Source organism: Natrialba taiwanensis DSM 12281 (genome assembly GCF_000337595.1).
GTDB classification, from domain to species: domain Archaea; phylum Halobacteriota; class Halobacteria; order Halobacteriales; family Natrialbaceae; genus Natrialba; species Natrialba taiwanensis.
Map to the genome: position 1 here is coordinate 140,736 of NZ_AOIL01000052.1, position 23,127 is coordinate 163,862.

Sequence of the window (23,127 nt, forward strand, 5' to 3'; positions counted from 1 at the left end):
TAACATGTTCGGGGCGGTACTTATCATCAACCGGCGATAATATCGATCCAGATGACAGAGACGCTCTATACGCGCCTCGGTGGCGAGGACGCGCTGACCGCAGTCGTCGACCGGTTTTACGATCGCGTCCTCGCCGACAAGCGCCTCGCCCCCTTCTTCGAGGATGTCGACATGCAACAACAGCGCGCCCATCAAGCGCAGTTCCTCAGCGCGGTCACGGGCGGCCCGGTCGAGTACACGGGCGCGGATATGGAAGCCGTGCACGCCGATCTCGACATCGGTCGCGCCGACTTCGACGCCATCGCGACGCATCTGGACGACACGCTGGCCGAGTTCGATGTCGACGAAGCCGACCGGGAGGCCGTCCTCGCGGAGTTCGGCAGTTACGAGGATGCGATCGTCACGGCCGATTGAACCGTCTTCGCGTCCTGGCCGATTGCTCTGGCGGGGTGTGGTTGTGGATGCGGATGCGCCTTCTCACTTGTCCACCACCGCTCGGCGCTTGTACAGATAGTACCCCGCAAGGAGCGGCTGCAGCGGCGCGACGGTGAGACTCAGAAACGCGAGCCCCAGGTAGACCCCGGGATTCGGCCGCCACGAGTTCGGCTGCGTGCAGACGTACGCCGCATCCCGGTGGATCGCGACCGGGAACGAACCGACGACAACCGTGCTCGCCAGCCCGATTGCAGCCGTGATCAGCCCTGGGATCGCGAGAACGTACGCGATGGCTGCGACGGCGGCTCCGAGGAGCGTCGCCACCAGCGAGCCCAGAACGAGGAGCCACCAGCCGGACCACCCCGGCGGCGTCCCGAAGTATCTATGTCGCCGGGCCAGATAGGCCACGCCCGCGACGGGGGCCCAGACGAGCGCGAAGAGCCCGTTGAGCCAGGGCCGGGGCCGCCAGTTGCCGCTCGCTTTCGGCCGCCGCCGAACGCGGCTCGCATCGCAGACAATCGCGACCGTGATCCCGATCGTGAGGACCGTATAGCCGGAGGTTCCGAGCAGGAACAGCACCTGATCGAGGCCGGGAACGCCGACTTCGAGTTCCTGTAGAACGCCGACGATACCGACCCCGGCGACGGGGGGAACGAGATACAGGAGGTGCTCCAGGATGCGCGCCCAGTCGTGGTCGGCTCGGGTCGTCGACACCTGCGGTATCGAACCACGCCCCGCCCCATAACAGTTCGTCGTCGCGTCGCTGTGGTCGACTTACAGCGCTTCCTTATACGCTTCGAGGGTGTCCTCGACGTCCGCTTTGATGTGCCCGTAGCTGACGAACTGACACTCGAACTGGTTCTGCGAGAGGAACACGCCCTGCTCTTTCATCTGTCCCCAGAAGATGCGCCGCCAGCGGTCGGTTTCGGCGGCTTTCACGTCGCCCGCGTTCTTCGGACTGAACTCGTAGCGCGGGCAGTCGGGGTCCTGTCGGGAGCCGGCCGGACACTGGCCGTCGAGTTCGTCTCGCCCCGGCCCTTCGCGGGTGAAGATGACTTTGAACATGCTGTCCGTGCCGGTGACGGTATAACTCGGGGCCTGGTCGGCGACGATGTCGGTGAGGCCGCTGCGAAGCTGTTCGCCCAGGTCGTTGACGTGCGCGTACACGTCGTTTTCGGCGGCGAACTGCAGCGTTTCGAGGCCGGCAGCCATCGTGACGGGGTGGCCGGAGAAGGTGCCAGCCTGGAAGACGTCCCCGGCGGGCGTGAAGTGCTCGATAATCTCGGCGCGGCCGCCGATCGCGCCGACCGGGAAGCCGCCGCCGATGATCTTCCCGAAGGTGGTGAGATCGGGTGTGACGCCGAACTTACTCTGGGCACAGCCGAGGCCACCGACGCGGAAGCCGGTGATGACTTCGTCGAAGATGTGTAAGGCACCGTACTCGGTCGTGATCTCGCGGACGAACTCGTGGTAGCCGTCTTCGGGGTAGACGATGCCGTGGTTGCCGAGGATCGGCTCGGTGAGAACGGCTGCGATGTCCTCGCCGTGTTCCTCGAAGACCTCGCGCATCGCGTCCTCGTCGTTGAACGGCACCGGGAGGGTGTGCTCGGCGAAGGCCTGCGGGATTCCCGCCGAAGAGGGAGCGCGGTCGTCGGCGTCGCCCTCGACCAGCGTCGACTCCTGGGCCCCGTGGTAGCCGCCCTGCATGACGACGATCTTGTTCCGGCCCGTATAGCCCCGTGCGAGTCGGACCGCGGAGGTCGTCGCCTCGGTTCCCGAGTTCACGAAGCGGATCTTTTCGACGCTCGGGACGTGGCGGACGACGAACTCGGCGAGGTCGACTTCGATTTCGGTGGGCGTGCCGTACATCGGTCCTTCGCTGGCTTTCTGCTGGATGCCGGCCTGGACGGATTCGGGGAGGTTGTGGCCGAGCAGCAGCGGGCCGAGGCCCATGACCCAGTCGATGTAGCGGTTGCCGTCGGCGTCGATGACGTGGCCGCGGTCGCCTTTCTGGACGAAGAACGGATAGGGTTCGATCGCCGCACGAACGGCGGAGTTCACGCCGCCGGGCATCACGGAGAGTGCCCGGTCGTACAGCGCACGCGAGTTGTCGTCGGTCATGCGCGGGCCTAGGTAACGGAACGGCAAAGTAGTACCGAGGTTCGACTGACGGCTCCCGATCATGACGCTGCTGAACGATTGGTGAACGAAAACAGACCCCCCGTGATGTCCTGCCATCCGGAGACTGGCTGTCCGGTAGCCGTGGTTCTGTCCCTCCCCCGAGTTCAGAACCAGGGCGTGTCGGTTGTCGGTTCAGACGGCGTCCGAACCGGTCTTGCCGGTGCGGATCTGGTAGGCGCTCTCGACGGGCGTCACGAAGATTTTCCCGTCGCCGGGTTCGCCGGTGTGAGCGCCTTCGCTGATCGCGTCGACGACGTCGGCGGCGGGGATGTCGGCGACGACGCACTCGATTTTGACCTTCTGGTGGAGGTCGACCGTGTACTCCTCGCCGCGCCACTGGCCCTTCTTTGCGGGCTGGGAGCCGCGACCGGAGACGTTGGTGACGGTCAGTGACGGTGCGCCCGCTTCGGCGAGCGCCTGTTTGACCTCGCCGAGGCGGTCGGGGCGGATGATCGCGGTGACCATCTTGATCTCGCCGCCGTTCGGCTTGCCCCCGTCGGTCCGGATTTCTGGCTCAGCGTCGCCTGCACGCGCCGGGCTGCCGCCGTCGGTTCGAACGTCCGAGACGGTGCCGCTGCCGTCAGTGGCGACATCCGGCTGGCCGAACTCGGGGTACGTGTCGACGCCGTGTTCGGAGACGTCGAGGCCGTCGCGTTCGTGTTCGGGCGTGACGCGGGCCTGTCCGGCGGCTTTGAACACGAACCAGATCACAGCGGTCGCAGCGATCGTCCAGACGGCAATGATGGCGACGCCGGCGAACTGGGCGATGAATGCCTCGGTGCGGGTCGCGCCGAGATCCGCCATGTATCCCGACGTTGCAACGAGCGGGAACAGCAGCGTGCCGAGGACGCCCGCGGAGCCGTGAACGGGGAAGACCGCACAGACGTCATCGATCTTCAGGTAGTCTTCGACGAATCCGAAGACGAGCGGGAGTTGCGCGCCGGCGAGACCGCCGACGAGGAACGCACCCCACCAGGTCGAGGCGTCCGGAATCGCGGTGATCCCGACCAGCCCGGCGAGCAGTCCGTTCGCAACGTATAGCGTGTCGACCTTCCCCGTCTTGAGCCACGCGACGAGTCCCGCACCCATCGCGCCGCAGGCCATCGCGATCGTCGTCGTCATGGCGACGCGACCGAGCTGCTCACTGAGGAACGCGCCCTCTTCGGAGAAGATCGCCGACGTCCCGACGTTGAAGCCGTACCAGCCGAAGGCGAGGATCAACGTTCCGAGGACGGCAAACGTGAGCGAGTGACCAGGAATGACGTTTGCGGTGCCGTCACTGTTGTACCGGTCCATACGCGGACCGAGGATCCACGCGGCGGTGAGGCCGGCGATACCGCCCATGCCGTGGACGATCATCCCGCCTGCGAAGTCCGAGAACGGCGTGCCCGTGAGCGTCTCGATATACCCGCCGGCCCAGGTGATCCCGGTGACGACCGGATAGATGACTGCGGCCAGCAGGAACGTGTAGGTGACGTACGCACGGAGCTTCGCACGGCCGGCGACAGCTCCCGAGACGATGGTCGCCGCCGTCATCGCGAAGACGGCACCGTACAGCCAGTCGATCCACCCCGTCCCGTTACCCGTGAACGCGGGCTCGAACCCCGCGCCGGCGACCGCGCTTTCGATGCCGATTCCGATGAGGAAGAACACCGTTACGCCGACGCTCCAGGTCAGCAAGTTCTTCGTCAGCTGGTTAGCAACGTTCTTCGAGCGCACCTGCCCCGCCTCGAGCATGGCGAAGCCGGCGTGCATGAAGAAGATCAGGAACGTGACGACGAGAATCCACGTGTAGTTGATCGCCTCCATCAACGCATCGGGCTCGGTCTGGAGCACCATCGTCTCCATTATCCGCTCACCTCCACCTGCGTACTGCTATCCAGAGTTTGTAGACATATGTCCATATCCCATCCAATCGACTCCATGGTTCTGTTCTGAATCACGTTTATCCTCGATGTACCAGACTCATATAAGGATTAGCGTTGTTGCTTGTCCAAAAATCAGCGCATAATAGGGACAGCCGAACAAATCTAAAGGCGATTTAATGTGTATAAGGGTGTTGGATTTTGTGCCTTTTTCGTTTCCCGGGTATCTATCCGGCGTTCGTGAACTCGAACTAACGGCGATATGTAGCGTATCGTACCGAGGTGACGACAAAATGTGACACGACACCGCACGCGCGGCAGATGTTGCCGCCCGCTCGGCGAATGCGGACATCGGTTGGACGTTCGTCCGAATGTGGTGTCTCACACTGGGTTTGCTGTCGACGCCCGTGCGTTATCGATCGAGTATCGGACCCAAATCCGGCGATTCGTCCGCAATCGATGGGGCACCACCCCGAAATGATCCCCGTTCAGCGCAGTTGTTCGGCGATGTCCTCGGCGAAGTAGGTAAGAATCAGATCCGCCCCGGCCCGCTTGATCGACAGCAGCGATTCGCGGGCGGTTTCCTCGAGATTGAGCCAGCCCTTCTCCGCCGCCGCGTGGAGCATCGCGTACTCGCCGGAGACGTTGTAGGCGGCAACCGGCTGTTCGAACTCGCGGCGAACGTCGGCGACGATGTCGAGGTACGGAAGCGCGGGTTTGACCAGCAATACGTCCGCGCCCTGCTTGACGTCGAGGCGGACCTCGCGCATGGCTTCGCGGGCGTTGGCGGGATCCATCTGGTAGTGGCGGCGGTCGCCGAAGGCGGGTGCCCCGTCGGCGGCGTCCCGAAACGGGCCGTAGAAGGCGCTTTCGTACTTCGCGGCGTAGCTCATGATCGGCACGTCGTCGAAGCCCTCGCCGTCGAGTTCGTCTCGAATCGCGCCGACCATGCCGTCGGTCATGCTACTCGGCGCAACCATGTCCGCACCGGCCACGGCGTGGGAGATGGCCGTCTTCCGGAGGGACTCGAGTGTAGCGTCGTTGTCGACGGTCAACGACGGATCCTCGCGCGATCCAGTCTCGGTCTCGCGGATACCGGGTTCGAGCGTTCCGCAGTGGCCGTGCTCGGTGTACTCGCACAGACACACGTCGGTGATGACGTAGGCGTCCGTCTCGGCGGTAATCCGTCGCGTCGCCTCCTGGACCACGCCGTCTTCGGCCCAGGCCCGCGTTCCCTTCGCGTCTTTCGACTCCGGAATCCCGAACAGCATCACCGCCTCGACGCCCGTTTCGAGCACCTCCTCGACGCGAGCCACGCTGTCCTCGATCGGCACGCGCTCGTGCCCCGGCATCGACTCGATCGGCTGGCGCTCCGCCGTCGTCGCATCGATGAACACTGGCGCAATGAGATCCGCCGGCTCGAGGCTCGTCTCGCTGACGAGTTCACGAACGCGGTCTTCTCGCAGGCGGCGGGGACGGTGAGTGAGATCCATACCGGCGCTAGTCACGGAACGGGCAAAAGCGGTGCGTTCGCGAGCGGTCCGAACGGTGAAAGACGGCTTTGAGCTATCCATATCTTTACGGGTATTCTCACGATAGTTGACGTATGTCCCGTTACCGCCGACGCTTCCTCCAGACACTCGCCGGTGGCAGCGTCCTGCTCGCCGGTTGCACTGAACTCGCCGCAGTCGACGGTGATGCAGGTCGTTCGCCAGCGCAGGGAGACGACACTTCCAATGGCAGTTCCGAGACGGACGAGTCCGACGAGCTAACCGAACAAGCCGACAGTAGAACCCTGGCAACGAACCCGACGGTCGTCGAGTTCGAGACGGCACCGCTAACTGCCGCGGTTACCGGTCGAGTGCGTACCGCTGACGGTCTCATGATGGCGCTCGATTTCGACGAGCCGGCAACCTCGTCGTCGCCGGCGACGCTCACGGCAATCATCGCGAATATGCGGTCCTACGAACAGACGTTCGAGCCGGATCGGCTGGTTGTTCTCGACGAGCTGGTAGCCAGTCGCTCGCCCGGTGACCGTGACGCGGTGTACCTCGCTCCAGCCGAAGCCCACCCACTCGCCGAAACGACGCCCGAGTACGACCGGGACGACGATGGCCGCTGGCGACTCACCAGCCCCAGCGGCGATTGGTTCCCCGAGACGATTACGCTCGAGGCCGACCAGCGCATCAGCGCTGAATACTACCTGCTCGGTCACCACCAGCCCGGAACACAACCCATCGAGGACCGTCGCTATCGGTTCAATTACGGAGAGAACTCGTTCGAAATCGCCATTTGGCCGACTGAACAGCCGGGTCCAAACGGCGACTCGACGTTCGCCGGGACGACAGTCCCACCGCTTCCGGACCGAGACGACGTTCGATGGTACCACGAGGCGACGCCCGAGACGCCGGTATTTCTCGAGCCGAGTCGCGAGTCGGTCACGGCTCCGGCACGGATCGAGTTCAGTCTCGTCAACCACGCCCGCGAGCGACTGTCCGGAAATCCGTACCAGTGGCGGCTGTACAAGTTGGTTGACGGCGCGTGGCACCACATCGCGCCCTGGATGACTCCGCAACCGCTATCGTGGGTCACTCCGGGTGCTATCGACGACTCCGAACTCGTCGTCTACGCGGGTGAGCCGATCACGCACCAGGGTGAGCGGACGGTGGGCTTCCTCGGCGGCGGGCAGTATGCCTATACGGTCGGATATAGTGTCGACTCGGAAACCCACGCGGCGCTCGTTGAACTCGATGCGCCCGATCTGCACGTCGATCCGGAGGCCGACGCGGTGGTCGACGATGCCCGCAGCGACGGGACGGAGCGGGTCGTCCGGCTGCCAAACTACGCGGACGCCCGTCGCCCGGCAACGGTTACCGTCAGTCGGGTCGGGTCGCCGTCAGCCGGAGCAGCATCGACGGCCGACGCCCGCGTCATTCCTGAGCAGCTCCCCCGGCCGTCATTTCGAGCGTTCCGGAACTCGCTGCCGCTGTTCGGGGACGATGTCGAACGAGTTCAGGTACGGACGGATCGTTCCACTGCGCTCCGCTGGTTCGACTTCGAATCGGATACAACGCACACGATCGCCTACGAGGGCGACCTGTTCGAAGCGACTGCATCGCTCGAGTCCACCTGAGAGACGAGCCAGTGTTGCGGCTCAATTGACCGACTCGATGCCGTCGAACGCGGCTGTGACCTGTTTTCGTAGCGCGTCCGTGTCTGTATTTGTGTCCGCATCTACATCTGCATCGGTCGCCGCCGCTGACAGCACGAGTTCAGTTTTTACCCTGGCCTTCCACGGCGAAAGGTCGCCGCCGGAAATCGCACCGGCGTCGAGAAGTGTTCGCCCGCCGCCGGGACCGCCGTACAGCCCGGCCGAACTCCCGGCGTGACAGCGGGAGGTGAGGACGACGAGATAGCCGGCGTCGATCGCGGATTCGAGTGCGGCCCCGAGTTCGGCGGTCGCGTTGCCGAGTCCGGTGCCGGCGAGGACGAAGCCGTCTACGGTCTCGTCGTCGAGTGCGCGCTCGACCTGCGTGCCGTCGATGCCCATCGCGTTCGTCACGAGTTCGACGCGCACGTCGGGGTCGATTCGCGCGCCGGTATCCGGAATCGCCGTGGCGTTGCTGTAGCTGCGCGGCTCGCGGAACGTTCGCAGTCCGTTCGGCGTGCGTTCGGCGACCGGCCCCGCGCCGGGCGAGGCGAACGTTTCGAGTTTGCTCGTGTGGGATTTGCGGACCCAGCGGGCGGCGTGAACGGCGTCGTTGAACGCGAGATAGCTGCCGGACCGGAATCGGTCGTCGACGACTGTCTGAACGGCTGTGAGCAGATTTGCCGGGCCGTCCGTGCCGGGCTGGTCGAAGGGGCGCTGTGCGCCGGTGAACACGACCGGAACGTCGGCCGCCGAGACGAGGTCCAGGTAGTAGGCGGATTCGGCCATCGTGTCGGTGCCGTGGGTGACGACGACGCCGGTAACGCCGTCTTCGGCGGCGCGTTCGGCCGCATCGACGATCGTCGTCGCCTGCTCGGCGGTTATCTGAAACCCCGAGCGCTGACAGACCGTCTCGACGCTGACGGTCGCGTAGTCGGCCAGTTCGGGGACGGCGTCGACGAGTTCGTCGCCGGTACGGGTGGGCGTCTTTCCGCTCGTCTCGCTCTCGCCAGTGCTCGCGATGGTGCCGCCGGTGCTGAGGATTCTGACGTGCGGTCGGGATTGCGACTGTGATTGTGAGTCTACTTCTGACTGCGACTGTGACCGTGACCGCGACCGCGATCGTTCCGTCTCCATACCGCTCACCTCGCTCGCCACCGGGAAGGTTCTAGTCCAGCATGGGAGTGCCGTCGCGACGAACCACCCGTCTCACGTGGTGAGCGTCGTCACACCACTCCACGGCGGCGACTGCCGGGACCAATATCCTCATCCGTACACGCCGGTGACGAACGGATGAACTCTCGGCGCGAGTGACCGGTCGGGACGCCGCGTTTCCGTCCGCCGGGACACTTCACCCCCGACGCGCTCGACAATGGCGACGACTCACCGACGACACGACCACGAGAGGCGACCGGCCGAATACGCGACGCGACGGCGAGATCACGAATGAGGCGCTGGCGATACAGCGAAACCGTCCTCGCGCTGTCGACGCTCGCGTTCTTCGCGACGATGGTCGGCCGGCTGGCGATCAGCCCCGTCCTACCGATGATCAAAGACGAGTTCGGCGTCTCGAACACGGTCGTCGGCATCGCGATGACGGGCATGTGGATGGCCTATTTCCTCTCGCAGTTCCCGAGCGGCATCTTCGCCGATCGGTATGGCGAGCGCCCGATCATCCTGATCGCTGTCGGCGGAACGGCGGTGACGAGTCTCTTCCTCGCGGCCGCCCCCGTTTTCGCCGTCTTCGTCTTCGGCACGGTCGCGCTCGGTGCCGTCGCCGGCCTCCACTACAGCGTCGCCACGACGTTGCTCACCCGGACCTACGACGAGATCGGGGCCGCGATCGGCATTCACAACAGCGGCGGTCCCGCCGCCGGCCTCATCGCGCCGCCGATCGCCGGCTGGGTCGGCGTCACCTACGGCTGGCGGCCGGCCGTCGCCATCGCGATTCCGGTCGCGATCCTGGTCTACGTGCTCTTTGCGCAGTTCATCGAGCCGACCGCCCCCCGTCGACCCGACCAATCGATGCGCGACCGATTCGACCTCGGTGCCATGGCCGACCTCCTCTCGCGGCCGCAGATCGCGTTTCCAATCTGTCTCGCCATCGCCGCCGCGTTCGTCTGGCAAGCGACCTCCACGTTCCTCCCCACGTTTCTCAAGCACCACCGGAACTACTCGACTGAACTCGCGAGCGTCGTCTTCGCCGGCTACTTCGTCGTCCAGGCGACGACGCAGGTCGGTGTCGGGGCGATTTCGGACCGCTACGGTCGCGATTTCGCCACGGCGGGCTGTATGCTCCTAGCGTCGGCCGGGTTCGCGCTGCTCGTCGTCGGTCCAGGCTTCACCGCCGTGGCCGTCGCCGTGCTCCTGATCGGCACTGGACTCGGCTGGGGGGCCGCCCTGCTGCCGCGGTTCATGGACGTGCTTTCGGACGCCGAACGCGGGGCCGGCTTCGGCCTCATCCGCACCGTCTACGGTTTCGTCGGCGCGCTCGGCTCGGTCGGCACCGGACTGGTAGCGGACCTCTTCAACTGGGGGGTTGCCTTCGCCATGCTTGCGGGCCTGCTGGCGCTCGTGCTCTGTGCGCTCGTCGTCAACTGGGCGCTCTCGCTCGGGTACTGACAGCCGCCGTTGTGAGCGCTGTTGTTACGGCAGCAGTAACGATCGTCGTACTACTGTTAAAATGACAATAGGTTTATAATTCTTGCCGGCGAAAATCGCGTAATAACGGAACCAACGCGACAGAGAGGCGCAGCACGGTGTGAGGCCTGCGGCAAGCCGCTCGCAGTCTGGGTAACCTCGACCCACGAAATCTTACCGATCGGCTCCATCCCGGATGTCGTCCAGGAGACGGCGGTGTGGACCTACGGCAACGATCACGGCTTTGCGGCCTGGGTTCGAACGCTGCTCGACAACCGACTCGAGCAGTACGCCGACGACCGGACGGATGGCGGGTGAGACCGGGCGAGAAAATCCGAACCGTCAGTCCGGCGAGCGGGCGATCAACCGGTCACACCGCCGACACCGAGTCCGTGCTTTTAAGTACGCATCGGCCCTTTTCCTCTGCTAGCAATGGCCATCGATCCGCAGTTTCACGAAACCCGCGAGCAGGTCGACGACCACGAGGGCCACAGCGTCTGGGGGCCCGTCGACGAACCGGACGAACTCGGTATTCACGGGACACACGTCGCGGTCGACTTCGATCTCTGTATTGCCGACGGTGCCTGTCTCGAGGACTGTCCGGTCGACGTCTTCGAGTGGCTTGACACGCCGGGTCACCCTGAAAGCGAGGAAAAAGCGGACCCCGCAAACGAGGCCCAGTGTATCGATTGTATGCTCTGCGTCGATGTCTGTCCGGTCGACGCGATTGATGTCGATGCCGGACGATCGGCCTGAATCGGCCACTACCAACCAGTCAACCAGTCAGACGCCTTCCCAAGACGTTACTCGGCACGATCCACGTCGACCTTCTCCTTTAAGTTCTCGAGGCCGTCGGCTTCGGCGAGTTCCTGTAACCGCTCGCGGAAGTGGTCCTCGCAGAGCCCGACTTTGAGGCCATCGGATTCGGCGGCGAAGGCGGCCTCGCGGTCACAGTAGTGGCAGTTCATACAGCTTTATTGGAGACACGGAACATTGAACCCTCCGCTCCCGGACAGGATTTACATTTTCACGCTGTCAGATTCAGCCGACTGAACTCGGCCTCGGAGAGCCCGGCGACGCCGAGCGTCTCTTCGTGGGCGTCGGTGCCGCCAGTCGCGAGGAGGTCGTATCGCTCGATGGCCCGCTCGACCGGCGTGCGATCCACCGATCGACCGTAGGGATACGCGAGTTCAACGGCGTCGAGTTCTGCGGCGTATTCCAGCGCGCCGTCCGGGTCGGGATAGCGAAGCGGGTGGGCGAGCGAGACGAGTTGTGCGGCGTCCGCGAGTATTCGTCGGCCCTCCTCGAACGACGGAACGTCGCGGGCGACGAAGCAGGGGCCGTCGTCGCCGATGAGGTGCTCGAAGGCGTCCTCGTAGCCGTAGTCGGTGTTCGGATTGGCGTCGACGGCGCGGGCGACGTGCGGGCGTCCGAAGCCGTCGGCGACGGTAACGTCGAGGTCGATGTCGAGGCGGTCTTCGACGCGGTCGACGATGGCTCGGCCGCGCTTGATGCGGTTCTCCTGGATGCGCGCCGTCAGCGATTCGAGTTCGGCCGTGGGTTCGATGCCGTAGGCGAGGAGGTCGACACGCTGGCCGCTTCCGTCGGAAGCACCGGTCTCGTCATCGAGTTCGACGCGGAGTTCGATGCCGTTGACGACGGTCACCTCGTCGCGTTCCGAGAGGGGGGCATCGAACGGTTGGAGGCGGTCGTGATCCGTGACGGCGACGACCGAGACGTCCGCCCGGCGGGCAGCCGCGGGGACGTCCGCCAGTTCGAGGCTGCCGTCGGAGCGGGTCGTGTGGACGTGCAGGTCGGCGTAGGGCATGGCTCATGCGAGCCGTCCCGGCGATAAAGACGTTTTCAGTGTCGGTTTGGTCGTGCGGTGTCGACCCATTCTAGCTGTATTAGGTCTTGGGTGGCACTAGGAATTCATTATGGACAATGTTTATAATCATTGTTCACGGACAACTGGGTGTAATGCTTTCAAACGGCACCGCCGAGGTCATCGACGACCACGAGTACCCCGCGACGACCGAGGAACTGATCGAGGACTGTGGCGACCGCGTCCTCGAACTTTCGAACGGCTCCGAGACGGTCAGCGACGTACTCGCCCGCCTCGAGTCCGAAACCTTCGAATCGGCGGACGACGCCCACCTCGCCGTCTACTCGGCCGTGAGCAACAAGGCCGTTGGCCGCGTCGGTTACAGCGACCGCGATCCGACGCCGGTCGGGAGTCCGTACTCGCCGGATGCCGTCTCGTTCTAGGGCTGCGGCACCCGTCCGTCCGTTCGAGTTTTCGAAACCATCGACAGCGCGTTCCTGATTCGGGCGACTGCAGTCTCTCCTCGTCCGACCGATCGGCGTCTCGTCACCGAATTCGACCGCCGACGAACGGCAACGATTTAGCTACCGAGTGCTAACTAGACACATGCCAGAACACGTCCTCGTTCCGATCGATCGGTCACAGCAATCCCGGTCGGCGCTCACGTTCGCTGTCGAGGAGTACCCGGACGCGACGATCACGCTCTTGCACGTCATCGATGTGGGAAACTTCTCCACCTACGGCACTGACGGTGCCATCTTCACGGACGAGTTCATCGATCAGCTTCGGGCATACGGCACCGAACTGCTCGATGATGCCCACAGCCAGGTTGCAGATCGCGACGTGACGATCGAGACTGAACTCGAGATCGGGACGCCGGCCCAGACGATTACCGAGTACATTTCGACGCACGATATCGACCACGTCGTCATGGGGAGCCACGGTCGACACGGCGTCAGCCGGGTGCTCCTCGGGAGCGTCGCCGAGACGGTGACGCGACGCTCGCCGGTCCCGGTGACGATCGTTCGGTGAGCCCGTTCCCGTTCGCGGCGGCGATCGGTCTCGAATATCTATCCCGATCGCCCCGTCCCATCACTTCGCCGGCGGCCACTCCCACGCATCGGCCCGAACGACGCCCAGTAGCTTCCGTCGACGCTCCGATAACTCTTCGAGCGCAGCGTCGAACTCCTCGTCGGAAACGGTCGGAATCCCCTCCTCGCGCAGCCGCTCGAGTTCAGGAGCGGGTGGCTCCTCTGCTGCGGGGTCGATAAATGCCGTGTCCAGCGTCTCGAGATAGCGATGGACGCTCGTGCGGGCGTCCTCGATCAGCGTCGGATTCGGCTGCTCTTCGTCGGGAATCCCGTGGCGAAAGAGCGTGAGCGAGTCGTCCAGAATCGGGACGGCGACGGCGGAGGCCTGCGCGGCCTGGTCGCTGTGGTAGTAGTGCAAGATCGGGTAGGACTTGTGCTGCTCCGCAAGGAGGCTGAGTTGGGAGGCGAGCGATTCGAGCGGGAGATCGAGTCCGCTGAACGGGTTCTGCGCCTCGCTGGCTCGCCCGCCATCCGGGCGACGACTATCGATTTCGGAATCGGCGGCGGCAGCGCCACCGGTCCAACTCGTCCGCACGAACGCCTCGCTCCGCTCGCCCAGCCCGGTCACGTCGCTGGCGAACGCTCGTTTTTCCGAAACCGCACCGAGCACCGAGAGGACGTAGGACACCCCGAGCGTGACGAAGGCCATCCCCGTCGCCGTCGTGAACGAACTGACGAGTTCCCAGACTGAACTCGTCGGCGTGTAGTCGCCGTTCCCGCTGGTGAACATCGTGTAGGCGACGTAGTAGAGCCGTCCGGCCCAGGTTGCGGGGTCGCCGGTCTGGCTGTCGACGAGGGCTGCCGTGCCCCCAGCAAAGAGGAGCGTCCAGCCGAGCCAGATGAGTCCGATCCACATCGCGAGGGTGAGCGCGAGGATGATCGGGCCGGCGAGGCTGAGCGCGCGGGGGTGGTCGCCGGTGGCACGTCGAAGGCCGTGCCAGACGCCGGTCGTGAGCCGACCGGACAGCGGGCCGGAGCCCCCATCAACCCAGAGCGTCGTCCAGAGTAAGTCGATGATGACGGCGGCCAGCACGACGAGTCCGGCGAGCAGAAACAGTGGTTGCATTGATCCGTCACACGACTACGGGATGGGTGACCGTCAACGATGGGCCAGCGACGGACGACAGCGGGCGATCGACGCGAGGAGTGACAGAGTAAGGTGGAGTGGAGACCGGTGGCAAACGAGGGATGGGCGACGAAACGGAAACAGGGGCCGATGGCGGCAGCGTCGACACTCGAACCGTCGGCGTCGGAAACGAAAGTCGAGTCGCGTTACTCGAGCAGGCCGAGATCCTCGAGTCGGGAGACGATCTTGTCGACCGCGTGTTCAGCGTCTTTAGGCTTCTTGCCGCCGGTAATGACGAGCTTGCCCGAACCGAAAAGCAGTGCGACCACTTCGGGTTCGTCGAGGCGGTAGACGAGACCGGGGAACTGCTCCGGTTCGTACTCGATGTTTTCGAGTCCCAGGCCGATCGCGATCGCGTTCAGGTTGAGGTTCCGCCCGAGGTCGGCCGAGGTGACGATGTTCTGGACGACGATTTCGGGGTCTTCGTTGACCTGAATCTGGAGTTCACGGAGCTTATCGAAGACGATACGAAGGCTCTCGTGGACGTCGTCGGTGCTCTTTGCCCCGGTGCAGACGATCTTCCCCGAGCGGAAGATCAGCGCTGCGGATTTTGGATTCTGCGTCCGGTAGACGAGACCGGGGAACTGTTCTGGGTCGTAGTCGGCCCCCTCTAAGTCCATCGCGACGCTCTGGAGGTCGAGTTCCTGCCCGATGCCGGTCGACGCCACCACGTTTTCGATGTTGATGGTGTCCTTCGGATCCGTCATAAGTCGCTTAAAAAGACGTATTTAAGGTTTATAAAGCTTGGTACCGACACCTGATATATCCGGTTCATTCAGTACGGGGCGGTCGTGACCGGTACTCGAGGCGAAGCCGACGCCGGTCGTGCCAGTGAAAACGGTAGGCTCATACTCGGCCCGCGGTGACGACTCATCGTGTACCTCCTCGAGTTCGGCGGCGAGGACGACGCCTTTGCGGCCCGCGAGGCCCGTAGCGCCGCGAGCGACGTGCGACGGATCGCGCCCGGACTCGGCGTCGCGCGCGGCATCGCATCCGAGCGGGTCCGCGGACTGGCTTATACGCACCGCGCGAGCGAGTTACTGGGTCGAACCGAAACCGATGCTGACCTCGAAAGCGCCCGCGCGCTGCTCGACGCGGCGACGCTCGATCGCGAGCCACCGGGAACCGTCGCCGTCCGCGCGACGGACGTGCACGGCTCGACCGGCATCAGTACTGCACGCGCCGAACGTGAACTCGGGCAGGTGTTGGTCGATCGCGGGTTCGACGTCGATCTCGACGACCCGGATCACCTCTTGCGAGCCGCGTTTTCGACCGCGTCCGCGGACGGGTCGACGGCGGAGGACGGTGACGGGGGGAAAGCGGGAGACTCAGACCGGAGCTCCGTCTGTGCCCTCGGCTGGCTCGCCGCCGAGAGCGTCCGCGACTTCGGCGCTCGCGCCCCGACGGACAAGCCGTTCTTCCAGCCCGGCAGCATGGACCCGCTGCTCGCTCGTGCAGTCGCGAACATCGCCGGCGCGCGCCCCGGCCGCACTCTCTTGGACCCGATGTGCGGCACCGGCGGCGTCCTCGTGGAAGCCGGCCTCGTCGGCGCGGACGTGATCGGCACCGACGCGCAGGCGAAGATGGCCCAGGGCGCACGAGAGAACCTGACCGCCTTTCTCGATCGCGACGAGCCCTCGCCCACCGGCGTCGAGCGCGGTTCCTGGTCCGTCGGCCGTGGCGACGGCACGCGCCTGCCGCTCGCCGACGACGCCGTCGACAGCGTGATCTTCGACGCCCCCTACGGCCGCCAGTCGAAGATCGACACCCATCGACTCGAGGATCTCGTCGCCGGCGCACTCTCGGAAGCGCGGCGAGTCGCCTCGCGGGCCGTCGTCGTCGCCGATCGATCCTGGGAGCGGGAAGCACGAGACGCTGGCTGGGAACTCGAGGCGACTTTCGAGCGGCGAGTTCATCGATCGCTGACGCGGTACGTGCTTGTGCTCGAGTAGTTTTCGCGGCGAGCGGTATGGTATCCGATAGTCGTCTCAGGCTCTGTAGTCGGCCGCGAGCGCTCGCTCGCGGAGTTGCTCGCCCTCGTCCGTTTCGACGCCGAGTTCGGGTACTGGGATGGGAGTTCCGTCGTCGTCGATCGCGACGAAGGTAAACGACGATTCGGTCGTCTTTTCGGTCTCGCCGGTTCGTGGATTCTCGCGCCAGGCTCGAAGTGCGACGTGGACGCTCGTTCGTCCCGCATCGTAGACGTAGGCTTCGACCAGCGCCGTGTCGCCGATCTGGACCGGCCGCTCGAACGAGAGGCTGTCGACCCGCGCGGTGACGCAGGTTTCGCCGGCAAAGCGCATCGCCGCCATTCCGCCGACCTCGTCGAGCCACTTCATCAGATTGCCGCCGTGGAGCGTGCCGTTGCTGTTTGCGTGATTCGGCTGAACTGGAAAACGATTCTGAATATGCGTTTCGCGAACCGTTGGCATACCGGCTCTTCGCCCGACGGGGTGAAGAAATTTGCTTCGATCGGCCGCCTCACGAGGCACCCTCGTCGCCCGACGAGCATGAACTCGGGACGCGTTCGCTACGATGTCGGCCGTCATACGGACTGCTGTAAGTCATTTCCGGCGCAACCGCAGGACGGGCGCGGTTGCCCGGTAAATCGTTACAGCAGACCGTATCAGGCGTCCCGCCCGAGTTCAGCAAGCAGGTGCGAGACGTGGATGCGATCGCTCGTGCCTTCGTGCATCTCGAACTCGATATCCGCGGCCAAGCGGTGTACCCGGGCCAGTTTCGCCCCCTGATAGCGCTTGCGTGCGAGTTCCAGAACGGAGTCGAGAACTTCCTCGCCATCTAATCCCTCGTCGACGAGCAGGTCGTCCAGCGTCTTTCGCGCGTCGCTGAACTCGCCGGCTTCCGCGTCGTCGAGCATGGATTCGATCTCGTCGTCCAGCCCGACTTCGCCGATCGTCTCGTAGGCCGCGCTCATCGTGAGTTCGCCCTCGCTCTCGACGGTCGTCTGCGCCGCTAGAATGGCCTGCCGAAGGTTGCCGTCGGCGTAGCCGGCGACGAACTCGAGGCCGTCGTCGTCGTATTCGACGGCTTCGGCCTCGACGATGCGTTCGAGGACGGTGACGGTTTCGGCGGTCGTCGGCGAGCGAAAGGAGACGGGAAAACACCGCGATCGGATCGGCGGAATGAGTTTCGTCGGCTGGCGGGTGGCGACGATGAACTGCGTCGTCCGGTGGTGTTGTTCCATGATCCGGCGCAGTGCCTGCTGGAAGTCCTCGCGGACGTCCTCGGCGTTGTCGAGCAGGATCGTCTTGTACTCCCCCGAGACGGAGGCGTAGCTCGCGGATTCTTTGAGGACGCGATTGATCATGTCGCGTTTGGACATCGAGGAGCGGCCGACGAGAAACTGCGAGAATCGCGGGTCGTTCTTGATTTCGGTCTTCGTCCGACCGAAGAAGTCGGCGACGTTGATCTCGACCAGATCGTTATCCGGGTCCGCATGCGCTTCGCGGGCGAGTGCACGCGCCGCCGCAGTCTTGCCGCTTCCGGGCGGCCCCTGCAACAGGAGGTTGATCGGCTCGTCGACGGCCCGCTCTAGGTACTCGCGGGCGTCGTCCTGTGGCAACTCGGCCAACTCGGGCGCGTACGTGTCGGTCCACAGCGGCGCGTCCATCGACGGGTGCTATGGTCGGAACGGGTAAGAATCGGTCGATTACTCCGCGTCAGTCGTCGGCCCGCCTGGTGTCGTTCCAATCGTGAACGTCGTCTCGATTCGATCGCCGTCCTCCTCGTACGGCGATGCCGATTCGGGTGTGTCGGGATCACCCTCGTAGACGACGGCGGTGAGGTCGGTGTCCTCGTCGACGGAGACGTTCGCCGGGATCGAGATCCGGATCTCCTCGTGCTCGCCAGAGTCGAGTTCATCGCTCGTAGCGAGTATCTCGCCGCTGTCGTTTTCGACGGCGACGAATCCCTCGGCGGGCGTCGCGACGTCGGTGATGATGCGGTCCGTGGTCGCGTTCGTCACCTCGATACCGGGGTCGGTGTGGAACTCGAACTCGACGAGTTCGACTGTACCGTCACGGTTCGTTTGGACGCTGAGGGGGTGCTCGCCCGGCGGCGTGCCGCGGGTATCGACCTCGAAGGTGAGTTCGGTCGTCTCGCCGCCGTCCAGATCGACGGACTGCCACTCGAGGAGTTGCCCGTCGAGTCGAAGTTCGACGTTCTGCTGGGCGCGAACGTCGGTCGGATTCCGCACGGTGACGGTGACGTTCATCGTTTCGTTCGTCGTCGCGGTGTCCGGAACGTCGAGCGAGTCGACGACGAACGAATCGCCGAGCGCGTCGTCAGTCTCGTCTGCGGTGACCGTCGCGGTGGCGCTGACCGGATAGCCGGCGTCGAGATACGGACGGTCTTCCTCGCCGTCGCTCTCCCCGTAGGTGTACGTTTCGTCGTCGTCGGTATCCTGATGGACCGTCGCGGTGAGTCGCCCGAGCAGTTCGCGGTCGGCATCGTCGGCTAATTCGACCGTGACGTTCTCGTGGGTGCCCGCTTCGAGCGGTTCGGAGACCGCGATCGACTCCGATCCGTCACTGTTGGCGGTAATGACGACGAACCCGCCGTCAGACAGGCTCACCTCGTCGATCGTGACTGCCGTTCCGTTGCCCTGTTGATCCGTGAACTCGATCGATGCCTCGGGGTCTTCCTCGATCCCGAAGAGGGTGGGTGCCTGCCCGACGACGATTCCGGCGGCCAGGACGATCATGATCGCGATCAGGATGGCGACGACGCGTTTGATAGTACCGAAAGTCGATCTCGAACTCATTGGGTTGGGGGTGGATAGCGACCGGGGATACGGACTCGAATGACGTAAAACGCGCCGTCCGTTCACGGGTTTCGAGTCGCTTCGAGCGACTGCTTCTCGCTGTCATCCCGAGTCACGATTCGAAGCCGGTTTAGCCGCGGCCCGTCGAACACCCTACCAGATGCCACTATGCGTGACGTTTCTGGGGACGGCCGGCGCGATTCCGACGACCGAACGGAATCCGAGCAGTATCCACGTCTCCCGCAAGGGTGAGGGACTGTTGTTCGACGCCGGTGAGGGAACCCAGCGACAGATGATGCGCTTTGGGACCGGGTTTTCCGTCTCACAGCTGTTCGTCACGCACCTCCACGGCGATCACGTCCTCGGGATTCCGGGACTCCTCCAGACGATGGCCTTCAATGACCGCGAAGAGCCCCTGGCGATTCACACTCCTCGCGGGACGCGTCGCCAACTCAAGGGACTGGTCAACGCCCTCAACAATCGCCCCTCGTTTCCGGTGCGCATCAGCGAAGTCGGCGACGGCGACGTCGCCTACCGCGCCGACGAGTTCGAGATCCGAGCCTTCGACACCGACCACGACACGAACTCGGTCGGCTACGCGCTCGTCGAAGACGACCGCAAGGGCCGCTTCGACCGCGAACGCGCCGAAGAACTGGGCGTCCCCGCCGGCCCGATGTTCTCGCAACTCCACGAGGGCGAGGCGGTTGAACTCGAGGACGGCACCGTCGTCGAACCCGAGCAGGTCGTCGGCGAGCCCCGACCCGGCCGAACGATCGTCTACACGGGCGACACGCGGCCCACTGCGGCGACGGTCGAGGTTGCGAATGAACCGGACCTGTTGATCCACGACGCGACCTTCGCCGCGGACCGCGCGGACCGCGCGGCCAAAACCGCCCACTCGACGGCGCGGCAGGCTGCCGAACTCGCGAGTCGCGCGGGTGCGGACCGACTCGCACTAATGCACCTCTCCTCGCGTTACGCGGGCCATACCGGCGATCACCTCGCCGAGGCTCGCGAAGTCTTCGACGGCGAAACGTTCGTCCCCGCGGACGGCGATGAACTCGAGATTCCATATTCGGAGACAGAGTAGCGCATTCACCCTGTTCTCTCACTCATCTCGTTTTCTTCTCCTCTCCGGATAGATACGTACCAGTCTCCGTTACTGTAACCTGCCCGACGTTGAGTTTCGGAGGAACACACCGGAAGAACGCATCGTCAGACACTCGCACATCGATAGTCACTCACACTCATAGATAGAGCCGAGTACACCACCGTTTGGTTCTCGGTCTGAACCAAACACAGAAGGAACGTCGACACGATTGTCAACGTATGGGCGCTGCCAACGAGCAGATTAGAGTGAGTGACCGCGTGAAGCGGGAACTCGAGCGCCGAAAGCGGGAGGGAGAGAGCTACAACGACGTTCTCGAGCGCGTATTTAACGAGCGAACGAGCGGTGACTTTGCCGACGGATTTGGCCGCTGGTCCGACGGAGAAGCGGAGCGGGTTCGGAAGGAACGGAAAAATGCCAAATCGAAGCGAAAGCGCCGAATGCGCGAGCGCGGAGAAGAGACTTCATGAAAGTCGTGGATACGTCGTTTCTGATCGACTATCTGGATGGCCGCAACGTAACCCGTGAATTTTACGAGCAACATGGTGGAGCGAATACGCGGTGGATCGTCCCGATTCCAGCGCTCGCAGAGATTCTCGTTGGCGAAGGAAACCTCCCGGGCGGCGACGTTGACAGCGTTCGTGCCGATCTTGCATGGACATCAGTATACGAAATCGACGAACGAACGGCAATCACGGCAGGTCGAATTGCAGACGAAATCGGGTCCGAAGGACCGTTTCTAGACGGACCGGATGCGCTCACCGCAGCCGTTGGACGCGAACTCGACGCACCCGTCGTCTCTGGCGACACCGATTTAACGCATCCCGAAACAAGACGAGTTATTGCCGTCGAGATGTACCGATAGCCGCTCTTTTCAGCGTGGTTTCTCAGCAGCGCTTACAGCCGCGCCGGATTTATACTCGACTCGCCCCTATCCCCCATCGTGAGTACGCGAACGAGTGCGCTCGATGCAGTCGTCTTCGGGATCGACATCCAGAGCGGCGACGTGCGCGGCGATGCACCGTCGTACGCGCTAGTCGAGTTCGACGGCGAAACCGTCGCTCGGGACGTCGTTTCCCACCGAAAACTCAGGCGGCTGATCGACGACGAGGAGCCGGCGATCGTCGCGACGGACAACATGTACGAGCTGGCCGCCGACAAGGACCAGCTCATCCACCTGCTCGGCTCGTTGCCGACCGGGACGAAACTGGTGCAAGTGACGGGTGCCGAACAGCCCGAGCCGCTCTCTCGCGTCGCGAAACGTCACGGCATCCCCTACGGCAAGGAACCGATGAAAGAAGCCGAGGCCGCCGCTCGCCTCGCCGCCCACAACGTCGGCCACGAGGTCTCCGCCTTTACCGACACCACGAGCGTCAAGGTCTCACGCGGCCGGTCGACTGGCAGCGGCGGCTGGAGCGAGGACCGCTACACCCGCCGCATCCACGGGGCCGTCAAGCGCCGCGCCCGCGAGGTCGAATCAGAACTCGAGGACGCGAATCTCGCCTACGAGACTGATATCCGCGAGGCCTACGGCGGCTACGCGAACGCGGTGTTTACCGTCGAAGCGCGACCGAGCGACATCCCCGTTTCCAGCGCCCGCTCTGGCGACGTTCGGGTCGAAATCGAGCGCGAGCGCCGCGACGGGATCGAGTTCAGGCCGCTGGCAAAGCGCCGGGATCACGTCATCGTCGGGATCGATCCGGGGACGACGACCGCGGTCGCCATCGTGGGACTGGAGGGCGAGGTGCTGGACGTCTGGAGTTCGCGCACGAGCGATACCGCCGACGTGATCGAGTGGATCGTCGAGCGGGGGCGACCGATCGTCGTCGGGGCGGACGTGACGCCGATGCCCGAAACGGTCGAGAAGTTTCGTCGGAGTTTCGACGCCGCGGGCTGGACGCCGGAGTCGGACCTGCCGATCGACGAGAAGCAACATCGCACGCGCGAGCAGCCCTACGACGACGATCACCAGCGCGACGCGATGGCGGCCGCCCTGTACGCCGCCGACGCCCACGAGGACCAGTTCGAGCGCATCGCCGACAAACTCCCGCCGGGGATCGACCGCGGCGAAGTGATCGCCCGCGTCGTCGCCGGCGAGGAGAGCGTCGAAGCCGTCCTCGCGGACCTCGAAGACGACGACGGTGCGGACGAAGCGGCGACCGAGCACGAACCTCGCGAACTGACCGAGGACGAACGGCGGATCAAGGACCTAGAACGGCAGGTCGACCGCCTCCAGTCACACGTCGAGACGCTCGAAGGGCGGCTCGAAGAGCGCGAGGATCGTATCGACGAACTCGAGGACGAACTGAGCGGTGCGCGACGGGCGGAACGCAAGGAAGTCCGCCAGAACCGCGAGGTGACACGACACCGCCGCGAAGCCGAGCGACTCGAGTACGAACGCGACGAGGCCCACGACCGCGTCGACGAACTCGAGGACAAGGTCGAACGGATGAAAGCCCTCTGGAAACTCGATCACTCGAATTTCAGCGACGTGTCCGCCGAGAAGGAGGGGCTGGCTCCGGTCAAGGTCGTCGAGAAGTTCACCAAGGGAACGATCCGCAAAGCCGACGACCAGTACGGCATTGCGATCGACGACGTCGTCTACCTCCGAGACGCGAGCGGTGCCGGGCGCTCGACGGCCGAACTCCTCGCCGAGTTCGAGCCGCGAGTGATTCTCAAAGACGGCGGGCTCTCGGAGGTCGCAGACGAGATCCTCTTCGACAACCAGATTCCTGTGGGTCCGGCGGGCGACGTGGCCATGCAGGAAGTCGATGAACTCGCTGTTGCGCGCGAGGAAGACATCGAGGCCGTGATCGACGACTGGCACGACCGGGCCCGCGAACGCCGGCGGGATCGGAAGTCGGCGATGGTGGACCAACTCATCAGCGAACACCGTGCGGGCGATAACGAAGTTTAACGACCCCG

General features: G+C 64.4%; 23 protein-coding genes and 1 pseudogene. 12 read left to right on the plus strand and 12 right to left on the minus strand.

Going from position 1 to position 23,127, the window contains the following annotated elements:
• The first annotated feature begins 51 nt into the window (after nt 1-51).
• The gene (locus C484_RS16210) at nt 52-414 is read left to right on the plus strand and encodes a group I truncated hemoglobin (protein ID WP_006826980.1); all 363 of its coding nucleotides are present in this window, start codon (nt 52-54) and stop codon (nt 412-414) included.
• A gap of 63 nt (nt 415-477) precedes the next feature.
• On the opposite strand, the gene C484_RS16215 is transcribed toward C484_RS16210, so the two are convergent.
• From C484_RS16215 to hemB, 4 genes are all read right to left on the minus strand, one after another.
• On the minus strand, nt 478-1,149 hold the full coding sequence (locus C484_RS16215; protein WP_006826981.1) for a hypothetical protein: 672 nt from the start codon (nt 1,147-1,149) through the stop codon (nt 478-480).
• A gap of 60 nt (nt 1,150-1,209) precedes the next feature.
• Complete coding sequence (gene hemL, locus C484_RS16220; RefSeq protein ID WP_006826982.1) at nt 1,210-2,556, minus strand: glutamate-1-semialdehyde 2,1-aminomutase; 1,347 nt, start codon at nt 2,554-2,556, stop codon at nt 1,210-1,212.
• Between the two features lie 192 nt (nt 2,557-2,748).
• Nucleotides 2,749-4,464, minus strand: coding sequence for an ammonium transporter (locus C484_RS16225; RefSeq protein ID WP_006826983.1), 1,716 nt, complete (start codon nt 4,462-4,464; stop codon nt 2,749-2,751).
• A 505-nt stretch (nt 4,465-4,969) separates the two neighbouring features.
• Nucleotides 4,970-5,974 carry a porphobilinogen synthase gene (gene hemB, locus C484_RS16230; RefSeq protein WP_006826984.1) on the minus strand — a complete coding sequence of 335 codons (1,005 nt, stop codon included), beginning with the start codon at nt 5,972-5,974 and terminating at the stop codon, nt 4,970-4,972.
• 113 nt (nt 5,975-6,087) lie between these two features.
• Here hemB and C484_RS16235 point away from each other — a divergent pair, with 113 nt between their 5' ends.
• Nucleotides 6,088-7,614 (plus strand): hypothetical protein, encoded by a 1,527-nt coding sequence (locus C484_RS16235; RefSeq protein WP_006826985.1) that lies wholly within the window; start codon nt 6,088-6,090, stop codon nt 7,612-7,614.
• Between the two features lie 21 nt (nt 7,615-7,635).
• On the opposite strand, the gene C484_RS16240 is transcribed toward C484_RS16235, so the two are convergent.
• Entirely contained in the window at nt 7,636-8,766 is a 1,131-nt protein-coding gene (locus C484_RS16240) for an asparaginase (RefSeq protein WP_006826986.1), read from the minus strand.
• A gap of 309 nt (nt 8,767-9,075) precedes the next feature.
• On the opposite strand from C484_RS16240, the gene C484_RS16245 reads away from it, so the two are divergent.
• The 3 genes and pseudogenes from C484_RS16245 (at nt 9,076) to C484_RS16250 (ending at nt 11,025) form a co-directional block, all read left to right on the plus strand.
• Entirely contained in the window at nt 9,076-10,251 is a 1,176-nt protein-coding gene (locus tag C484_RS16245; RefSeq protein WP_006826987.1) for an MFS transporter, read from the plus strand.
• A 207-nt stretch (nt 10,252-10,458) separates the two neighbouring features.
• Nucleotides 10,459-10,587 (plus strand): annotated as a pseudogene (locus tag C484_RS23925) (TrmB family transcriptional regulator); the annotation flags it as partial.
• Between the two features lie 114 nt (nt 10,588-10,701).
• Nucleotides 10,702-11,025, plus strand: coding sequence for a 4Fe-4S dicluster domain-containing protein (locus C484_RS16250; protein WP_006110910.1), 324 nt, complete (start codon nt 10,702-10,704; stop codon nt 11,023-11,025).
• A gap of 47 nt (nt 11,026-11,072) precedes the next feature.
• On the opposite strand, the gene C484_RS23745 is transcribed toward C484_RS16250, so the two are convergent.
• Nucleotides 11,073-11,237, minus strand: a complete 165-nt coding sequence (locus C484_RS23745; RefSeq protein WP_006665316.1) for a DUF6757 family protein — start codon at nt 11,235-11,237, stop codon at nt 11,073-11,075.
• A gap of 59 nt (nt 11,238-11,296) precedes the next feature.
• A complete protein-coding gene (locus tag C484_RS16255; RefSeq protein ID WP_006826988.1) occupies nt 11,297-12,097 on the minus strand; it encodes a PHP domain-containing protein in 801 nt (266 codons plus the stop codon).
• 152 nt (nt 12,098-12,249) lie between these two features.
• On the opposite strand from C484_RS16255, the gene C484_RS16260 reads away from it, so the two are divergent.
• Both C484_RS16260 and C484_RS16265 read left to right on the plus strand, forming a co-directional pair.
• Nucleotides 12,250-12,537 (plus strand): DUF5789 family protein, encoded by a 288-nt coding sequence (locus C484_RS16260; RefSeq protein WP_006826989.1) that lies wholly within the window; start codon nt 12,250-12,252, stop codon nt 12,535-12,537.
• A gap of 163 nt (nt 12,538-12,700) precedes the next feature.
• Complete coding sequence (locus C484_RS16265) at nt 12,701-13,126, plus strand: universal stress protein (RefSeq protein ID WP_006826990.1); 426 nt, start codon at nt 12,701-12,703, stop codon at nt 13,124-13,126.
• 60 nt (nt 13,127-13,186) lie between these two features.
• On the opposite strand, the gene C484_RS16270 is transcribed toward C484_RS16265, so the two are convergent.
• Both C484_RS16270 and C484_RS16275 read right to left on the minus strand, forming a co-directional pair.
• The gene (locus C484_RS16270) at nt 13,187-14,251 is read right to left on the minus strand and encodes a potassium channel family protein (RefSeq protein ID WP_006826991.1); all 1,065 of its coding nucleotides are present in this window, start codon (nt 14,249-14,251) and stop codon (nt 13,187-13,189) included.
• 206 nt (nt 14,252-14,457) lie between these two features.
• Nucleotides 14,458-15,018 carry a TATA-box-binding protein gene (locus C484_RS16275; RefSeq protein ID WP_005554970.1) on the minus strand — a complete coding sequence of 187 codons (561 nt, stop codon included), beginning with the start codon at nt 15,016-15,018 and terminating at the stop codon, nt 14,458-14,460.
• Between the two features lie 168 nt (nt 15,019-15,186).
• Here C484_RS16275 and C484_RS16280 point away from each other — a divergent pair, with 168 nt between their 5' ends.
• On the plus strand, nt 15,187-16,263 hold the full coding sequence (locus tag C484_RS16280) for an RNA methylase (protein WP_006826992.1): 1,077 nt from the start codon (nt 15,187-15,189) through the stop codon (nt 16,261-16,263).
• A gap of 36 nt (nt 16,264-16,299) precedes the next feature.
• Here C484_RS16280 and C484_RS16285 read toward each other — a convergent pair whose 3' ends face one another.
• The 3 genes from C484_RS16285 to C484_RS16295 form a co-directional block, all read right to left on the minus strand.
• Nucleotides 16,300-16,743: an acyl-CoA thioesterase gene (locus C484_RS16285; protein ID WP_006826993.1), complete on the minus strand. Its 444-nt coding sequence runs from the start codon at nt 16,741-16,743 to the stop codon at nt 16,300-16,302.
• Nucleotides 16,744-16,937: 194 nt separating this feature from the next.
• Nucleotides 16,938-17,942: an AAA family ATPase gene (locus tag C484_RS16290; protein WP_006826994.1), complete on the minus strand. Its 1,005-nt coding sequence runs from the start codon at nt 17,940-17,942 to the stop codon at nt 16,938-16,940.
• 39 nt (nt 17,943-17,981) lie between these two features.
• Nucleotides 17,982-19,094, minus strand: coding sequence for a DUF7282 domain-containing protein (locus C484_RS16295; protein WP_006826995.1), 1,113 nt, complete (start codon nt 19,092-19,094; stop codon nt 17,982-17,984).
• 160 nt (nt 19,095-19,254) lie between these two features.
• On the opposite strand from C484_RS16295, the gene rnz reads away from it, so the two are divergent.
• The 4 genes from rnz (at nt 19,255) to C484_RS16315 (ending at nt 23,119) form a co-directional block, all read left to right on the plus strand.
• Entirely contained in the window at nt 19,255-20,184 is a 930-nt protein-coding gene (gene rnz, locus C484_RS16300; protein WP_006826996.1) for a ribonuclease Z, read from the plus strand.
• A gap of 239 nt (nt 20,185-20,423) precedes the next feature.
• Nucleotides 20,424-20,672 carry an antitoxin VapB family protein gene (locus tag C484_RS16305; RefSeq protein WP_006826997.1) on the plus strand — a complete coding sequence of 83 codons (249 nt, stop codon included), beginning with the start codon at nt 20,424-20,426 and terminating at the stop codon, nt 20,670-20,672.
• Complete coding sequence (locus tag C484_RS16310) at nt 20,669-21,067, plus strand: PIN domain-containing protein (RefSeq protein WP_006826998.1); 399 nt, start codon at nt 20,669-20,671, stop codon at nt 21,065-21,067. The genes C484_RS16305 and C484_RS16310 overlap by 4 nt, the downstream gene beginning before the upstream one ends.
• 78 nt (nt 21,068-21,145) lie before the next feature.
• A complete protein-coding gene (locus tag C484_RS16315; protein ID WP_006826999.1) occupies nt 21,146-23,119 on the plus strand; it encodes a DUF460 domain-containing protein in 1,974 nt (657 codons plus the stop codon).
• Nucleotides 23,120-23,127: the final 8 nt, after the last annotated feature.

Bases quoted from the DNA above. Each gene is read 5' to 3' on its own strand.
- C484_RS16210 (WP_006826980.1), top strand. From the start codon at position 52: ATGACAGAGACGCTCTATACGCGCCTCGGTGGCGAGGACGCGCTGACC.
- hemL (WP_006826982.1), bottom strand. From the start codon at position 2,556: ATGACCGACGACAACTCGCGTGCGCTGTACGACCGGGCACTCTCCGTG.
- C484_RS16225 (WP_006826983.1), bottom strand. From the start codon at position 4,464: ATGGAGACGATGGTGCTCCAGACCGAGCCCGATGCGTTGATGGAGGCG.
- hemB (WP_006826984.1), bottom strand. From the start codon at position 5,974: ATGGATCTCACTCACCGTCCCCGCCGCCTGCGAGAAGACCGCGTTCGT.
- C484_RS16235 (WP_006826985.1), top strand. From the start codon at position 6,088: ATGTCCCGTTACCGCCGACGCTTCCTCCAGACACTCGCCGGTGGCAGC.
- C484_RS16240 (WP_006826986.1), bottom strand. From the start codon at position 8,766: ATGGAGACGGAACGATCGCGGTCGCGGTCACGGTCACAGTCGCAGTCA.
- C484_RS16245 (WP_006826987.1), top strand. From the start codon at position 9,076: ATGAGGCGCTGGCGATACAGCGAAACCGTCCTCGCGCTGTCGACGCTC.
- C484_RS16250 (WP_006110910.1), top strand. From the start codon at position 10,702: ATGGCCATCGATCCGCAGTTTCACGAAACCCGCGAGCAGGTCGACGAC.
- C484_RS23745 (WP_006665316.1), bottom strand. From the start codon at position 11,237: ATGAACTGCCACTACTGTGACCGCGAGGCCGCCTTCGCCGCCGAATCC.
- C484_RS16255 (WP_006826988.1), bottom strand. From the start codon at position 12,097: ATGCCCTACGCCGACCTGCACGTCCACACGACCCGCTCCGACGGCAGC.
- C484_RS16260 (WP_006826989.1), top strand. From the start codon at position 12,250: ATGCTTTCAAACGGCACCGCCGAGGTCATCGACGACCACGAGTACCCC.
- C484_RS16265 (WP_006826990.1), top strand. From the start codon at position 12,701: ATGCCAGAACACGTCCTCGTTCCGATCGATCGGTCACAGCAATCCCGG.
- C484_RS16270 (WP_006826991.1), bottom strand. From the start codon at position 14,251: ATGCAACCACTGTTTCTGCTCGCCGGACTCGTCGTGCTGGCCGCCGTC.
- C484_RS16275 (WP_005554970.1), bottom strand. From the start codon at position 15,018: ATGACGGATCCGAAGGACACCATCAACATCGAAAACGTGGTGGCGTCG.
- C484_RS16285 (WP_006826993.1), bottom strand. From the start codon at position 16,743: ATGCCAACGGTTCGCGAAACGCATATTCAGAATCGTTTTCCAGTTCAG.
- C484_RS16290 (WP_006826994.1), bottom strand. From the start codon at position 17,942: ATGGACGCGCCGCTGTGGACCGACACGTACGCGCCCGAGTTGGCCGAG.
- C484_RS16295 (WP_006826995.1), bottom strand. From the start codon at position 19,094: ATGAGTTCGAGATCGACTTTCGGTACTATCAAACGCGTCGTCGCCATC.
- rnz (WP_006826996.1), top strand. From the start codon at position 19,255: ATGCCACTATGCGTGACGTTTCTGGGGACGGCCGGCGCGATTCCGACG.
- C484_RS16305 (WP_006826997.1), top strand. From the start codon at position 20,424: ATGGGCGCTGCCAACGAGCAGATTAGAGTGAGTGACCGCGTGAAGCGG.
- C484_RS16310 (WP_006826998.1), top strand. From the start codon at position 20,669: ATGAAAGTCGTGGATACGTCGTTTCTGATCGACTATCTGGATGGCCGC.